The 14,325-nt window shown below is 71.4% G+C and carries 12 protein-coding genes and 1 riboswitch; of the genes, 6 read left to right on the forward strand and 6 right to left on the reverse strand.

Annotated elements, in window-relative coordinates:
- Positions 1-51 precede the first annotated feature (51 nt).
- Complete coding sequence (locus ACFHW1_RS00375; protein ID WP_416567841.1) at positions 52-1,068, reverse strand: coiled-coil domain-containing protein; 1,017 nt, start codon at positions 1,066-1,068, stop codon at positions 52-54.
- A 2-nt stretch (positions 1,069-1,070) separates the two neighbouring features.
- A riboswitch (cyclic di-AMP (ydaO/yuaA leader) is annotated at positions 1,071-1,206 on the reverse strand.
- Positions 1,207-1,460: 254 nt separating this feature from the next.
- Between ACFHW1_RS00375 and ACFHW1_RS00380 the strand changes: the two genes are divergently transcribed.
- From ACFHW1_RS00380 to ACFHW1_RS00395, 4 genes are all read left to right on the forward strand, one after another.
- Complete coding sequence (locus tag ACFHW1_RS00380) at positions 1,461-2,138, forward strand: potassium channel family protein (RefSeq protein ID WP_416551173.1); 678 nt, start codon at positions 1,461-1,463, stop codon at positions 2,136-2,138.
- Between the two features lie 504 nt (positions 2,139-2,642).
- Entirely contained in the window at positions 2,643-2,852 is a 210-nt protein-coding gene (locus ACFHW1_RS00385) for a cellulose binding domain-containing protein (RefSeq protein ID WP_416551174.1), read from the forward strand.
- Between the two features lie 48 nt (positions 2,853-2,900).
- Entirely contained in the window at positions 2,901-3,569 is a 669-nt protein-coding gene (locus ACFHW1_RS00390; RefSeq protein ID WP_416614602.1) for a winged helix-turn-helix domain-containing protein, read from the forward strand.
- A 28-nt stretch (positions 3,570-3,597) separates the two neighbouring features.
- Positions 3,598-4,896: a sensor histidine kinase gene (locus ACFHW1_RS00395; protein ID WP_416614604.1), complete on the forward strand. Its 1,299-nt coding sequence runs from the start codon at positions 3,598-3,600 to the stop codon at positions 4,894-4,896.
- Between the two features lie 45 nt (positions 4,897-4,941).
- Here the strand turns inward: ACFHW1_RS00395 and ACFHW1_RS00400 are convergent, their stop codons facing one another.
- Positions 4,942-5,424, reverse strand: a complete 483-nt coding sequence (locus ACFHW1_RS00400) for a hypothetical protein (RefSeq protein WP_416551177.1) — start codon at positions 5,422-5,424, stop codon at positions 4,942-4,944.
- A gap of 59 nt (positions 5,425-5,483) precedes the next feature.
- On the opposite strand from ACFHW1_RS00400, the gene ACFHW1_RS00405 reads away from it, so the two are divergent.
- Both ACFHW1_RS00405 and ACFHW1_RS00410 read left to right on the forward strand, forming a co-directional pair.
- Positions 5,484-6,629 (forward strand): branched-chain amino acid ABC transporter substrate-binding protein, encoded by a 1,146-nt coding sequence (locus ACFHW1_RS00405; protein WP_416567840.1) that lies wholly within the window; start codon positions 5,484-5,486, stop codon positions 6,627-6,629.
- Between the two features lie 51 nt (positions 6,630-6,680).
- Positions 6,681-7,448, forward strand: a complete 768-nt coding sequence (locus ACFHW1_RS00410) for a hypothetical protein (RefSeq protein ID WP_416551179.1) — start codon at positions 6,681-6,683, stop codon at positions 7,446-7,448.
- Positions 7,449-7,515: 67 nt separating this feature from the next.
- Here ACFHW1_RS00410 and ACFHW1_RS00415 read toward each other — a convergent pair whose 3' ends face one another.
- The 4 genes from ACFHW1_RS00415 to ACFHW1_RS00430 all read right to left on the reverse strand — a co-directional run bounded on the left by ACFHW1_RS00415 (position 7,516) and on the right by ACFHW1_RS00430 (position 14,267).
- On the reverse strand, positions 7,516-8,373 hold the full coding sequence (locus ACFHW1_RS00415; RefSeq protein ID WP_416551180.1) for a peptidase: 858 nt from the start codon (positions 8,371-8,373) through the stop codon (positions 7,516-7,518).
- 1 nt (position 8,374) lies between these two features.
- On the reverse strand, positions 8,375-9,763 hold the full coding sequence (locus ACFHW1_RS00420; RefSeq protein WP_416551181.1) for a VWA domain-containing protein: 1,389 nt from the start codon (positions 9,761-9,763) through the stop codon (positions 8,375-8,377).
- 81 nt (positions 9,764-9,844) lie between these two features.
- Positions 9,845-13,120 (reverse strand): methyltransferase domain-containing protein, encoded by a 3,276-nt coding sequence (locus tag ACFHW1_RS00425; protein ID WP_416551182.1) that lies wholly within the window; start codon positions 13,118-13,120, stop codon positions 9,845-9,847.
- Positions 13,121-13,331: 211 nt separating this feature from the next.
- Positions 13,332-14,267, reverse strand: coding sequence for a glycosyltransferase family 2 protein (locus ACFHW1_RS00430; protein ID WP_416567839.1), 936 nt, complete (start codon positions 14,265-14,267; stop codon positions 13,332-13,334).
- Positions 14,268-14,325 lie beyond the last annotated feature (58 nt).

Consider the following 14,325-nt stretch of genomic DNA (forward strand, 5'->3'; position numbering starts at 1 on the left):
CCTCGTGCGGTGCCGGGCCGACCCGGCACCGCACGAGGAGAGGAGGTCAGGTCACAGCAGGGACAGATGTACGTGGTTGGTGTGGTCGCTGTTGGGATCGCCGTTGGCGCCGCTGTACGAACTCCAACCGGTGGTCGGTGACCAGAACTGGCGGTACCAGATGACGTAGAGGATGCCGAGCTTGTCGGCGTTGCGGACCAGGAAGGCGGTCAGGTTGTTGCCGTACAGCCGGTCGTCGCCGAAGGCGTCGCCGCCGAACCCCTGCTGCTGGGCGGAGAAGTCGCAGGCCCGCCCCTTGGGGTGCTCGAACGGCCCACCGGGGCGGAAGCAGGAGACGAAGCGGGTGAAGCCGGCCTTTTTCGCTTCGTTCAGCGCGTGCATGGTGCGCGGAGTGATGCAGCCGCTCGTGGTGGGGTCGTCCAGACTGCACGACTGGGACGGCCAGGAACCGTCCGAGTTACGCGGCGCCTGGGCGGCGACCGGCGAGGTGGCCGAGACGAACCCGTTGGTGGCGACCGCGCCGACCAGTTGCAGGGCCTTTTCGGCCTCTTCCTTCTGCCGGGCCATTGCCTCGAGTTGCTGTTCCTCGCGGGCCACTTCGGCGTCGATCGCGGCGACTGCCCGAGCTGCCTGTTCGCGTGCCTCGTTGAGCTCCCGAATCCGCTTGTTGTCGTGCATGGCGATCATGTCCAGGCCTTCGGCGCGTTCCAGCAACTCGTCCGGGTCCGCGCTGTTGAGCAGGACCATCACCGGGGTGATCCGGCCGAGACGGTACGAGTTGGAGGCGACCTGGCCGATCTGTGGGGTCAGCGCGGAAATCCGTTCCTCGACCTTTTCCAACTCGAGGTTGAGCTTCAACTGGCGTTTGCGGGACTCGTCGACCGCCGCCTTGGCTTCGACGAAGCCCCGGCCGGTCGATTCGAGCACTTCGCTGAGCAGTGGCGGGGCGCCTTCGTCATCCGGATCCTGAGCGGCGGCTGGCGACACTACGACGAACCCAGCGAGCAGGGCGGCGACGGCGGCGAGGGCCGCGGCCGTCGGAATCCGCCGGCGGAGGGGTGCGGTCATCCTGTTCCTTTCCTTGGCCGCCGACCGAGTTAGCTGACGGGTTCGGGACGGAACGATCCCTACCGCTGGCGCGGATTCACCCCGGTGGAAACGTGGTTCCCCGGCTCACCCCGGAGGGCGATTGGGCGGCGGTCACCGCCGGCACCGGTGGGCGCCGCCTGGCGAAGACCGCCGGCAAGCTTACCGGATTGGTCACCGGCATCAACACCTCGACAATCCTGACTGAGCTGGAAAAATCCGTTACCAGCCAACGACTTTCGGTGATGTCCACTTTCTGCGTTCGACGGCGTACGACAAGTCGTCAGGGGTCGGTATCGCTGCGCCGAGGTTAGCGGCTGACTACAGTGCGTATGAGGAAAAGCGGGAAAGTCGTAGCGTCGGACGGATCTTCGGTGAGAGATGACGATTCCCCGGTCGGGCCGCCGGACGCCGACAGCGTGGTGGTGATCGGCCTCGGCCGGTTCGGTGGTCAGGTCGCCCAGTCTCTGCTCCGCCTCGGCCACGACGTGCTGGGCATCGACGAGCATCCCAAACGGGTGCATCGCTGGTCCGAGCGGCTGCCGAGGGTGGTCGAGGCGGATTCAACCGATGACCAGGCGTTGCGCCAGTGTGGCGTCGCCGACTACTCCCGCGCGGTGGTCGGCATCGGCTCGGACGTCGAGGCCAGCATCCTCACCGTGGTGGCGCTGACCGAGCTGGATGTCCCGGAGGTCTGGGCGAAGGCGGTCACCGCCAAGCACGGCCGGATCCTCGCCTCGGTCGGCGCGCACCATGTGATCCTTCCGGAGGCGGCGATGGGTGACCGGGTAGCCCGCCTGCTGGCCAGTCGGATGCTCGACTTCATCGAGTTCGACGACGGGTTCGCCATCGCCAAGGTCTGCGCCCCGCCGGACGCCGCCGGCCGGACGTTGGCCGAGTGCCGGCTACGTCAGCGGTACGGCATCACGGTGGTCGGGATCAAGGAGCGGGACCGGCAGCTGAGGTACGCGGGACCTGAGACGTTGATCCCGCCGGATGCGCTGCTGATCGTCGCCGGGGCAACCACGGCGGTTCAGCAGTTCGGCCGGTGAACATGGGCGTGAACGCCTCATCACACCTTCATTTCGTGAGCTGATCAGCCGCCGGACTTTCGCAAACTCGTGACTCAGGCTACAGTCCCTGCATGGGAGCGCTTCCATCGATGGATGTGCCCACGTTGAAGTAGTCGACGCGTGGCGCGGCGATGGCGACATCACCGTGTCAACCGCACAGCTCCCGAGGCTGGCGGCGGGCCAAGCCCGGACTCCGCCGCCAGCCCGCGCACCACCTGTCGAGAGGAGGTGGAACCAGAGCCACTCGCGTGGCCCGGCTCCCGCGCGTCACGCACGACCCGGACGCCAGACCGCTCGTGCGTGTTCAGCAACTGATGGTGGGGACGGGGGTTGCCCTCCCCGTCCCCACGCTAGTCCTCGATTGTTACGGCGGGGAATCGCCAACAAGTCAGGACCGCGACGCCGATCTGTCCGACAGCGCTGCCCGGCCTGTCGATGCATCGGCAGGCTTCGTTGTGTATTGGGGCCTGGGCAGTGGCTGGGTTGCCGCGCCCGATCTGCGGCGACGGTCGGGCCGGGCCCTTACCGGTCGACCTGGTCCCGCCGGACATCACCGTCACCAACACGCCGTGGAACAGCCGGATCCCGGCCGGCGGCAGCGTACAGCTCGGTTTCGTGGTCAGGCACTCGGCGAGCAACCCGCCGCCGACGGACTTCCTGCTCAACGGCGACCGGTGCGCGTCCTCGGGTTGACCCTCGTCGAAGACGCGCTGGTGACGGCGGCTTGCTAGCCTCGCCCGCATGCGGGTGCTGGTGGTCGAGGACGACCCCGAGGTACGCAGTGCCGTCGTCACCGCGCTGCGCTCCGGCGGATCCGCCGTCGACCAGGCGGCCGACTGGAGCCAGGCCGACCTGAGCATGAGCATCAACGACTACGACTGCCTGGTGCTCGACCGGATCCTTCCGGAAGGCGACTCACTGCACCAGCTCGGCCACCGACGGCGGGCCGGGCTCACCACACCGGCCCTGGTGCTCACCGCGCTGGACAGCGCCGGGGACCGGATCGCCGGGTTTCAGGCCGGCGTCGACGACTACGTGGTGAAGCCCTTCGTCACCGCCGAACTGGTGCTGCGGGTCCGGGCGCTCTGCCGACGCCGTGGCGCCACCACCCCACCGCTGCTGCGGGTGGCGGATCTGGAGGTCGACGCCGCCCGCCGGGAGGTGCGCCGCGCCGGCGTCCTGCTGACGCTCACCCGCAAGGAGTTCGCCGTACTTGAAATGCTGCTGGTCCGGCGCCCGGCGGTGGCCAGCCGCAGCGACCTGTTCGAACACTGTTGGGACGAGCTCGCCGACCCCAGCTCGAACGTGGTGGACGCGGTGGTCGCCCAGCTGCGCCGCAAGCTCGGCGAGCCGCAGTTGATTCACACCGTACGCGGGGTCGGCTACCGGGTTGGCGGGGCGCCGTCGTGACCGCCGGCCGAATTGGCGGGGTGCCGTCGTGAACCGCCGCGATCGGCGGGGTGGCAAGCCGCTGCAGACCGCCGACCGGCTGCGTAACCTGCGGATCCGGATCACGCTGCTGGTGATGGCGATCAACGTGGTCGGCCTGGCCGGGATGGGTGCCGTCGCGTTGCTGGTCGACGGGCGGCAGCGCGACGAGGTGGTCGCCGCCGAGCTGCGGCGTACCGCCAGCACCGCCGCCGCCCTGCTCTACTACGAGTCCGGGGCGCTGCAGCTCGACAAACTGTTCGACAACGCGGTCGCCAACGGCACCACCGCCGTCTACGTCTACGAGGCCGGCCGGGCCGACCTCAGCCTGGTCTTCGCGTATCCGGCCCGGCTGCCGGTCGTACCGCCGGACAACCTGCTGGCGCCGGCCCGGACGGTCTGGACCTCCGGCACCGAGCTCGCCGGCGGGGTCGGCGACACCGCCGAAACCTCCACCCCACTGCTCGCCGTACCGTTCGAGCACGCCGTCACCGGGGCGGTTGCCGGCGCCGTCGTCGTGCTCGGTGACACCGGGCCGGCCGAGACCGCCAACCGGCGGCTGGCCCTGGCCCTGGTCGCTGGCGGCGTCAGCTTCACCGCGCTGGCCTGCGCCGGCGGTTACCTGCTCGCCCGCCGCGGCACCGAGCCCATCGCCGACGCGCTCAACCAGCAGGAACGGTTCGTCGCCGACGCCGCGCACGAGCTACGCACCCCGTTGACCGTGATCCGTGCCGTCTCCGAGACCGCGCTGGCCGAGCCGCAGCGCCGCCCGGCGGCGCTGCGCCAGGTGGTGCGCTCCGCCGACCGGCTCGCCGACTCGGTCTCGGTCCTGCTCACCCGGGCCCAGCTCGTCGCCGGCCTGCGCGACCTGCGCCGCGAGCTGTTTCGCCTGGACCAACTGGCCGAGGAGGTGCTGACCGACACCGTCGTCGCGCCGCACCGCGCGGTGCCGGTCACCGAGGCGGTGGTGGCGTACGGCGACCCGGCGCTGGTCCGGATCGCGCTGCGCAACCTGATTCAGAACGCGGTCCAGCACGGTCGGGCCGCCGACCAGCCGGCCGAGATCCGGCTCGAGGTCACCCCTGGACCGCCGACGGTACGGGTACGCGACCGTGGCACCGGGCTCAGCGAAGCCGTCGCCGCCGCGCCCGAGCAGCGGTTCCGCAGCGGCACCGAGGACGGCACCGGGCTCGGGCTGGCCATCGCCAGCTGGGTGGCGCAACTGCACGGCGGACAGCTGCGGCTGGTCAACGCCGAAGGCGGCGGTGCCGAGGCCCGGCTGCGGCTGCCCGGCGGTCAGGGCGGGTAGGGCGGTATGCCCGAGCGGACAGGCCAGCGTGCCGGGAGCACCCGATCAGGGCACGTAGACCGCGTTGCCGCCGTCAGGGCGGATCGCGAACCAGCTGCCCGACTGGCCGTGACCGTTCGCGTCGCCGGGCATCCGGTCACCGGCGTACCCGTACAGCGGCCAGCCGGCCAGGCTCAGCTGCCGGGTTCCGTCGGACCGGTCGAAGCAGCCGACCAGCTGCCGGTCGATCCCCTCCACCCGTACCTCGCCCTCGCAGGGGGCCGGAAGCCAGGATTGCCGGCACTGTCCCTCGCAGGCGGACCAGGTCGGTGCCGCGGTGTCCCGGTCGGACCGGTACAGCACGAACCCCTGCGCGTCGATGACGATTTCGTCCAGCGTCCGGGAGTCGACCGCGTACAACGCGGTGCCGGTCGCGGTGGACGACGGCGCGGCGGAGACACCCGCCGGGGTCCCGGCCCCGGGGTCACTGCACCCGGTGAGGACCAACCCGGTGAGGGTCAGCACCGCGCCCGAGATCAACCGTCTCATCAAAATCTCACGCTCCTACCAGCAGGATAGGCGGGTCCGACCGGGTCCAGGAGGTGGACGTGCGCACGTTGCTGCGGCCGACGGCGGTGCTCGGCCTGCTGTCGGTGCTGACCGGATGCGTCGCTGCCGGCGGCGGCGAGCAGACGGCACCGGCCAGCGCCTGCGGCAGCCGCATCGCGGTCCTCGGCCCGCTCTCCGGCGACTCGGCCGATCTCGGCGGCAACGTCCGCGACGGAGCCCGCCTGGCCTTCGACCAGTACCGGGCGGAGCATCCGGACTGCCCGGTGGAGCTGGTCGAGTTCGATTCGCAGGGCGACCCGAAGCAGGCCCCCGCGCTGGCCCAGCAGATCGTCAACGACGCGCGCATCATCGGGGTGGTCGGTCCGGGTTTCTCCGGCGAGGCCGAAGCGGCACTGCCGATCTTCGACCAGGGTGGCGTCGCCACCATCACCACCTCGGCGACCCGTACCGAACTGAGCGAACGCGGCTGGTCCACCTTCCACCGGCTGGTCGGCAACGACGCCGCGCAGGGGCGTGCCGTCGGTCGGTACATCGACCAGGCGCTGGGCGGCACGGCGGTGTTCGTCGTCGACGACGGCGGGGCGTACGGCCAGGGGCTGGCCGACCAGGTGGCCGCCGGACTCGGCGCCAAGGTGGTGCAGCGGGCGACGGTCGCCGCCGGCGCGACCGACTTCAGTGCGGTCGTCGGGCAGATCCGTTCGGCCGACGCCGACGTGGTCTTCTACGGCGGCTACTACGCGGAAGCCGGTCGGCTGCGCCGCCAGCTCCGCGCGGCCGACATCCCGGCGACCTTCGTCGCCGGTGACGGGGCGAAGGCGGACGGCTTTCTCCGCGAGGCCGGCGACGACGCCGAGACCGGGGTGGTGATCACCTGCCCCTGCCTGCCGCCGGAGCGGGCCGGGGCCGAGTTCCCGCAGCGCTACCGGGAACGCTTCGGGGTGGAGCCGGGCACCAACTCCGCCGAGTCGTACGACGCGGCGACGGTGTTTCTCGCCGGAATCCAGGCCGGACATGGTGACCGGGCCGCGATGGCGGCGTTCGTCGACGACTACGACGCGCCCGGGGTCACCACCCGGATCGCCTGGACCGGCACCGGTGAGCTGGTGGCGTCGTCGGTGGTGGTCTGGGCGTTCCGCGTCCAGCAGGGCCGGTTCGTGGCGGAGCGGTCCATCCCGGCAAGTTGACCTGTGCGCCCCTGGCGGGCGCGTCCGTGAACGTGGCAGAGGAGTTCAGTCATGACCCTACCGACCACGGCTGGCAGTGGCGGTGCCGGCGACGCCTGCCCCGGGGCGGGTAACCGGCCCGGTGGTGGCACCGAGAAGGTGCTGCGCGCCGTCGCGGCCGGCCCGCTCGGCGCGTACCCGTTGCTGGAGGCCGCGTTCTGCTGGAACGAACGGCGGCCGGTCGGCTGGCGTCGGCTGGGGGCGGCGCCGGCCACCGCGGACCGGCAGCTACCGGTGGCGCAGACCGAGCAGCCGGCAGCGGCGGCCCGGACCGCTCGCCTGCTGTCCACGATCACCTGGTCGGTGACCAGCCCGGTCGGTGCAGCCACGTCGCTGACCAGGGTCGAGGTGTCCTCGGACGGGTACCACCGGGTGTTGCGGGCGTTGGCCGGCGCGTGGCGCGACGGGCGGCGGATGCTCGGCAGTCCCGGACTGGCGGCCGCGCACTACCCCGCTGCGCTGGCCGTCTGGCGGATGGCCGCGCTACTGGCTCCGGCGGACCGGACCGCCGGGGTGCTCGCCATCTCGGTGAGCACCCCGGCGGCGGCGCTGCTGCGAAGTGCCGCGCCGGCGTTGGCGCTGCCGCACACGGTCGTCGAGCGCAGTGGGCGCAGCACCGTGATCCGGGTGGACCGCCCGACGCTGTTCCGCCGGCTGCTGACCGAGATCGACCCGGCCGCCGCCGGTGCGGGTGACGGTAGGCCCGCCGGACGGCCGGTGGTGGCGGTCGGACGCCGGCTGCCGGCCGAACCGATGCGCCGGCTGGCGGCCGCCGGCTGACCGTGCCGTCGGCCGGGCCGACCGAGTCCACCGGCTGGGCCGCCGGAGCCCGCAACCGGTCAGCAGGTCAGCCGGCTGCGGCGGGGCCGGTCCGGCGACGCGGCCGGCGGGTCAGCCCGAAGCCGACCACGCCACCGACGGCGGCCAGTACACCACCGGCCACCGTCCAGATCCACCGACTCGTCAGGCCGGGCAACCAGCCGCTGAACCAGCCGACGACGCCCTCCCACCAGGACTCATCGCTGACCTGTCCGGCGGCGACCGGGTCGCCGGCAACGGCATCGCTGGCGAGCACCGCCCCCTGCCGTACGGTCGGCGTCAGCGGCGCCGCCAGCCGGCCGCCCTCCGGGCTGGTGTCGCCCGACACGTCGGCGCTCACCTGCAGCTCGACCTGCACCGGCAGACCGAGGTCCTGCTCCGGCAGGTCGGTGACGGAGAGCCGGACGTAGTAGGTGCCGGGTAGTGGATCGGCGGACCACGGCTCCGCCCAGGCCCGGACCTGCCGCAGTACGCAGCCCGCCCGTACCTGCCGGTCGGTGGCGGAGCCGACGGGTGCCTGCATGCCCGCGGTGCACGGCTGGCGGCGGCGCAGCCCGTCGAACACGTCGATGGTCCAGGTCGACGCGCCGCTGCGCGTCGCCGGGTCGGCGAGGGTCACGGTTGCCGCGATCGAGCTGGTCTGGCCGGCCTGGGCCGGGAACGACCAGTACAGGTACTCGCCGGTCGCGGCGGAGACCCGGACCGGCTGGTCGATGTGGACCGCCGCGGCGGTGAGGAACGACGTACCGGCCTTGGTGAGAGTGGCCTCCGCCGGTGCCGGGGTGGGGCCGTCGGCCGCCGCCGGGGTCGCGACGAGAAGGACGGCGGCGCCAGCGGCACCGACGGCCAGGCCGGTGCGGGTCAGCCGGAATGTACGGCGGGTCAACTCAGCTCTCCTTCCAGACAGTGGTCCACCAGCGGGTCAGCCAGCCGGCGAGGACTCCGGTGACCAGCCCCGCGAGGCTGAGCACGATCAGCAGCAGCCAGCCGCGGCCCAGGCCCGGGCTTTCCGGGGTGGGGGAGGCGGCGACCAGATCGACGGTGAGCTCGATCGGCATGCCCGGGGCGTCACCGGCCCCGCCGACGGCGGCGAACGAGTTGCTGACCACCAGGCAGACCTCGGAGGGCGGTGGCTCCACGCCGGCGGCCGTCGGCGCGGCGGCGGACGGAGTACCGGCCAGGTCAGCAGTTCCATCGGGGTCGTCGGCCCGGTCGGCGTCGGCCCGGTCGGTGCCGTCGGCCTGGTCGGTGCCGTCGGCCTGGTCGGTGTCGTCCGCCCGGTCGTCTTCCGGGCCGGCGGACCAGCGCAGGCCGGTGGACAGTACGTCGGTCCGGCCGCTGCCGGCGTCGGTACCCCGGACCAGTTCACGGCCGTTGGGATGGACCGCGCGGAGCAGGATCCCGTAGTCCCGGTTCACCGGTCGGTCCAGCGCGATGCTCACCGAGGCGCGCAACTCCTGGTCCGCTCGGATCGGTACGCGGTACCAGCGGTGCTCCTCGAAGCGTTCCCGGTCGGTGTAGACACCTGCCGCGAGCAGCGGTGCCGCCGTGCAGTCGGTGCTGCCGGTGACCAGCTCCGGGGTCTGGGTGTAGGTGTCCTGGGCCCGGTCGACCAGCTGGTTGATCCGGTCGGCGAGCTGGTCGGCGCTCTGCGCGGTGGTGTACGTGCCGCCGGTGGCCCCGGCGATGCAGACCAGTTGCTGACGGACCTTGTCGTCGAGGGTGAGGCCGAGCGTGTCGACGATCAGCCGGGTGCCCTGGGCGGCGAGTTCCCGGGCTACGTCGCACGGGTCGGGCGGGGCGCAGGTGTCCTCGCCGTCGGTGATCAGGACGATGCGGCGGGCGGTCTCACCGGAGCCGAGATCCTTGGCCGCCTCCCGCAGCGCCAGCCCGATCGGGGTGAAGCCGGTGGGCCGCAGACTGGCGATCGCGGCCTTCGCCTGGTCACGGTCGACCGGCTCGACCGGCACGATCTGCTGGGTGTCCTGGCAGCCGAGTGCCTTGTCGTCGCCGGGGTAGGTGGCACCGAGGACGCGGATGCCCAGGTCGGTGCCGGCCGGCACGGCGTCGACGACCTCGTTGAACGCGCGTTGGGCGACGGCCATCCGGGTCTGGCCGTTCATGTCGGGCTCCCGCATCGAGCCGCTGACGTCCAGGACCAGCTGCATCCGCAGGTTCTCGGTGGTCTCGTCGGCGCCGGCGGGCGGGGTTCCAGGCAGGATGATTACGCCCAGTAGTCCGATCAGGACAACCTGGGCGGTACGTCGGATTATCACCGGTCGATCGTAGTAATCATCCTATGTGCCCTCCACATTGGTAGGCAGCCCAGTGCACGGGCGGTCGCCAAGGCCACCGGCTCAGTCGAGGGGTGGGGCCTCGAACAGTTCGGTGACCATCTTGGCGTAGTCACGGGCCATGTCGCCGAACTGGTAGCTGCGGGCGGCGGCCCGGGCCGCCAGTTCCACGTGTCTGCCGCGCAGATTGGTCGAGGCCAGCAGGGCGTCGGTCAGCCCGTCGCGGGCCGCCGGATCGAAGCCGATGGTGTACGCCGGATCGAGCAGTGCGGTCAACGCGCCCACCCGGGGCGCCACCACCGGGCGGCCGAACGAGACCGCCAGATGGAAGCTGCCCGAGTTGAGCACCGTGCGGTACGGCAGCACCACTGTGTCCGAGGCCTTGAAGTAGAACTGGACCTCGTCGTCCGGGACCGGATCGAACATCGCGGTGATCCGGGGGTCACCGTCGCAGCGTTCGGCCAGCCCGTCGCGCGGGTCGAGCCGTTTCGGCGCCCCCGCGACGACCAGCCGCAACCGGGGATCCTGCTCACCGGCCGCGTTGAACGCGTCGAGCAGTTCGCTGACCCCCTTGTACGGTCGGATCCCACCGAAGAACAGCAGGACGTGGTCGTCTGCGGCGTACCCGAACCGGCGACGGGCCGCGAGTCGACTCACCGAGTCGGGATACACCCCGAGGTAGCTGCTGTGCCGCACGATCCGGACCTTCTCCGGCGGCAACGGATAGTGTGGCGCGGTCGCCGCCACCGTCTCCGGGCAGAGCAGGTGCACGACATCGGCCTCGGCAGCGAGGTACCGGGCCAGTTCCTTCTCCACCTCCGGGAACTTCCACTCGTGCGGAAAGACGTTGTGGATGGTCCAGATCAGCCGGCCGCCCCGACGCCGTAGGTCGGCGATCCGGTTCTTGAACTCGGCCAGCCGCGCCGCCGCCTGCTGGGCGTCGGTGGCCGGGTGCACGATCGGGTCGGTCCAGTGCACGTGCAGCACGTAGTTGTCCAGCCGACCGGCGGCCAGGTGCGGGGCGGCGGAGACCCGGACGGCGTCGGCGACCGGGAACCACCGCACCCCGACGTCGCGTAGACCCGACATCAGCAGCTGCTGGTACGGATTGTCCAGGTAGTAGGGGTACGTGCCGACGAACCGGCTGTTGGCCCGGCGCGGCTGCGGGTCCAGGCCGCCGATCACCGCGTGCAGGTCCGCCGCCCGGCGGGCGAACGAGTGCCGCTCGCGTACCACTGCGGACAGCTGGCCGGCCAGCGCGACGGTGCCGGCGGGGTCGCCGGTCAGCCGGGCGATCAGGTCGCCGAGGCCGGCCGCGTCGCTGTACGTGGGCAGCTCCGCCAGCCCGAGTTCGGCAAGTCCGATCCGGCAGTTCGTCAGGGGCAGCGCGCCCGCCGCCAGGCTCTCCAGCAGCCGGGAGTTGACGTTGCCGTACGGCCGGGTGGTGTGGTTGAGGTCGTCGAGCACCAGCAGCGCCCGCCGGTACAGGCCCGGCAGGTTGAAATAGCTGGTCGGGCCGCCGGCGTACCGGGAGAAGTACGGATTCAGCCCGCGCTGCTCGCCGAAGACGACGAACGGGAAGGTGATGTCCACCCCGCGCAGGCACTGGTACAGGTGCCGCTCCCGGCCCCACGAGTTGACCGTCGTCACCGCGCCACCGCGGACCTGGTCGGCACCGGGCAGGGTGAACAGCTCAGTGTCCACCCCGAGCGGCAGCAACCCGACCGGCCCGTCGTAGTGCTCGCGCAGCCGGCTGACCGAAGCGGACGAGGAGGCGACCACCGTGTCGAACAGGGCGAGGTGCGGATGCTCCCGCCAGCGGTCGGTCTCGTTGCGGACCCAGGCGACGATCCGGCAGCGGTCCGGTACGGTCAGCGGGTCGAACGTCGGGATCATGGCGACCGCCACGTCGGTCTCCGGCGGCAGGTCCGTCCAGCGCTCCGCCGGCAGGTACGCGACCTCGTAGCCGTGTCGCTGCAGGTAGCGGCCGATTCCGACGGCGACGTAGAGGTCGCCACGGCCGGCGTCCAGGTCGACGGTGGAGACGCAGAACACCACCTTCGCCGCGTCCGAGCGGTGGAACCGGTCCTGCCCGCAGGCCCGCCGGTAGGCGTCGCACAGCACCGGATCAGCGGTCAGCCCCCGAAACTGGGCCGGCACGTTGGTGGCCGGCGCCCTGCGGCCCTCCGAGCTGTCGGCACCGGCACCGGTGCCGGCCGTGGCGCGTCGGTTGGTCGACCGGCTCCGTCGGCGTTTGACGGCCCGCAGGCCCTCGTTCGGCCGGAACACGTACCGGACCATCTTTGCGGCCCGGTACGTGTTGCTGTTGGTCATCTTGTTGATCCGGGTCTGCAGCCTGGTGGCCGTCTCCTGCAGTTCCTTGACCTTCTGCTGCGAGTCCTTCAGCTTTGCCTGGAACTGCGTCCGTTCCTGCTCGGCCCGGCGCAGCGTCTCACGGGCCTGCAGCGCGTCGAGTCGTTCCTGGCCGACCAGGTCCTGGGCGAGGCGGAACTGCTCGTCCAGCTGCCGGTGCCGGTGCTGCAGGTCGTCGAGTTGCGCGGCCAGCCGCTCGTTGACGGCCAGCGCGTCGAGGTGGGCCGAATGCTCGGCGGTGAGCCGCTGCTCGGTCAGGCTGATCCGGACCGCTTCGGTGGACGGCCGGCACTCCACGACGTACTGGTAGGTCTCGGCCTCCGCTCCGAGCTGGGCCACCACCCGGCGCAGCTCGGCGCTGATCTCGAAGGCGCGGGCCCGGTGCGGAGTCTGCTCGGCGGACCGGATCGTCCGGTGTGTCGCGCTGACCAGGAACCCGTTCGACTCGAGCAGCGTCTGCATGCTGGTCCGGGTGAAGAAGCGCAGGTGGGTCGAGTCCAGCAGGCCCGTCCTGGTGTACTCGAAGTTGCCGGTCATCAACTGGATGATGATCGACTCGTGCGCCATGTTCGGGAAGCTGACGACCAGGAGGCCGTCCGGAGCGAGGATCTTGTCGTCCCGCAGCGTGCGCAGCACGGCACCCGGCTCGATCAGGTGCTCCAGTACGTCGGCGAGGATCACCACGTCGTACTCGCGGCCGGCCAGCACGCCGGGCCAGTCCGGTTCCCGCAGGTCGACGACCACCGTCTCCTGTACGCCGCCGGCCCGGGCCTCGGCGAGCGCCTCGGTGTCGACGTCGGCGCAGGTGACGGTGCGCCCCGCGACGGTGGCGAGCATGCCGGAGACGACGCCCGGCCCCGAACCGAGGTCGAGTACCCGGGGGCCACCGCTCGCCGCCAGCCGGTAGACGGCGGCGGCGGTGTTGTTGGTGTCCTCCGGCTCGAAGCTGTAGGAGTATCTGCTCAAGTCCGTCTCCGCGGGTGCGCCGTGGGCCTCGTCGGCCGGGCGGTGCGTAGTCGGGGCTCAGGGGGTGGCTGAACAGCAACTTTACTGGATCAACGGGGTGATCGGCGGCGAAGCGACAGCAACCGCGTCAAATCTGGTTGGCGAGCCGTCGGGCCCGGCGCGGCTGGCGATCCGCTCGTCTCCGGCTGGTGATCGGGCTCGTCGTCTCCGGCTAGCCGCAGACGAGTGCGTCGATGTCGTCGCGGCGGCCGAGGCGACCGTCCCGGCCGTCGGCGAGAGCCAGTTCGACGAGCTTCTCGTAGCCGACGCGCAACTGCGGGGCATGGGTGGCGACCTGCTGGAGCCAACAGGTGGCAAACGCCTCGAGCTCCGACTCGATCTCGCTCAGCGAGGCGGTGAAGAACCGCTTGCTGAAGTGCAACCGGTTCCGGCACATGTAGTAGACGTAGTACGGCGGCGGGTACCTGCCGGCCGACCGCTTGTAGTGCCAGACCCGGGCGTAGGGCGCGAGGACGGTGCGCCAGCCGGCCTGCTGGGCACGCAGGCAGTAGTCGGTCTCCTCGTAGTAGAGAAAGTAGTCCTCGGAGAGCAGACCGATCTGGCGTAGCGTCTCCCGCCGGATCAGGAAACACGCGCCGGTGACGTAGTCGACGTCGCGTACCGTCCCGTCCGGCGCGGCCGGATCGAACACCCCGGCGTCGGCGTGGTACGTGGACCCGTGGCCCTTGATCACGCCGCCGTTGAACAGAATGCGGGCCGGGTGTCCGCCGTCGAGGATGCGGCTGCCGACGATCCCTGCGTCCGGGTGCTCCTCGGCGGTCTGCAGCAGGCGCGTCAACGTCTCCGCGCTGACGACCGCATCCGGGTTGAGCAGCCAGACGAACTCGGCGGACGACGTCAGAGCGGCCCGGATCCCGATGTTGCAGCCGGCGGCGAAGCCGACGTTGTCACCGGCCGAGACGACCTCCACGGCCGGATCCAGCAGGTCGGTGAGATCGGGCCCGTGGTGCTCCTGTTCGGTGTTGTCGACGACGATCACCCGCTGGTCGGCGGTGTCACTGGCCTGCAGCGAGGTGAGGCAACGAACAGTGTCGTCGTAGTGCCGGTAGTTGACTACGACGGTTGCTACCCGCGGCCCGATTCGCACCGGTGACCTCCCGAACGGCAGGCGTCCGCAGCCGGTCCGTCCACCTGGGCCGAGGCTA

It is taken from the genome of Micromonospora sp. LOL_014, assembly GCF_048060245.1.
Taxonomy (GTDB): Bacteria; Actinomycetota; Actinomycetes; order Mycobacteriales; family Micromonosporaceae; genus Micromonospora_E.

What these genes read in the sequence shown, in the direction of transcription:
- ACFHW1_RS00375 (WP_416567841.1), bottom strand. Translation starts at nt 1,068, where the DNA reads ATGACCGCACCCCTCCGCCGGCGGATTCCGACGGCCGCGGCCCTCGCC.
- ACFHW1_RS00400 (WP_416551177.1), bottom strand. Translation starts at nt 5,424, where the DNA reads ATGAGACGGTTGATCTCGGGCGCGGTGCTGACCCTCACCGGGTTGGTC.
- ACFHW1_RS00390 (WP_416614602.1), top strand. Translation starts at nt 2,901, where the DNA reads ATGCGGGTGCTGGTGGTCGAGGACGACCCCGAGGTACGCAGTGCCGTC.
- ACFHW1_RS00410 (WP_416551179.1), top strand. Translation starts at nt 6,681, where the DNA reads ATGACCCTACCGACCACGGCTGGCAGTGGCGGTGCCGGCGACGCCTGC.